At 52.5% G+C, this 849-nt stretch carries 1 pseudogene; it reads right to left on the bottom strand.

From position 1 onward, the window contains the following. Window positions 1–11: 11 nt before the first annotated feature. A pseudogene (locus CIK04_RS23535) lies at window positions 12–849 on the bottom strand (M3 family metallopeptidase); the annotation flags it as partial.

Raw genomic sequence — 849 nt, 5'->3', positions numbered from 1 at the left:
GCGCTTCTTTACACGCTCATGCCAAACACACGTTTGAGCACTTCAAACAAACCGCTGACGGCTTTCGACTCAGGGAAGTACGGACGCAGTTCTTCATCCGAAATTTGGAACAGGTGCTGCTTTTGTTTTTCGCTGTAGTAAGCGATATCCCACACATTGAGTTCAGACACGCCAAACTCTTGCTCAGCAAACTGACGCAGCTCTGCCACTTCACGCTCACCTTGTGGTTTGGCTTTGGTGGCGAGATCATTGAGGAAGCCCAGCACTTGCGCTGGGTTTTCCGCCATTTTGGTTCGCCAACGACTTTTCGCTGTAGGTGTTAAAGCCAAGCATGCGAGCAATTTCATGACGCAGTTTCAACTGCTCATTGATGATCTCGGTGTTGTCCCACTTACCGGCGTTTGGACCGCGATCCGACGCGCGAGTCACGTACGCTTCGTACACTTCACGGCGCAGCGCTTGGTTGTCACAGTAAGTCATCACTGGCAGGTAAGACGGCACGTCCAGCGTGATCAAATAACCGTCGAGCTCTTTGGCTTCAGCCGCGGCTTTCGCGGCCGCCAACGCCGATTCCGGCATGCCTGCTAACTCTTTCTCATCGGTGATGTGCTTGGTCCAGCCCATGGTGGCGTCTAGCGTGTTGTTGGAAAACTTAGAGCTTAGCTCTGACATACGCTTGCTGATTTCGCCGTAGCGCTTTTGCTCATCCGCAGGCAGGCCAATGCCCGATAGCTCAAAATCACGCAAAGCATCGGTAATGGTTTTCTGTTGTGCAATGGTCAGCTTGGCAAACGCTTCGCTGGCTTTGATCGCTTTGTACGCTTCAAACAGACCTTTGTGCTGGCCCAT

Source organism: Vibrio sp. 03_296, from assembly GCF_002265885.1.
This window is presented reverse-complemented; position numbering and strand designations above follow the sequence as displayed.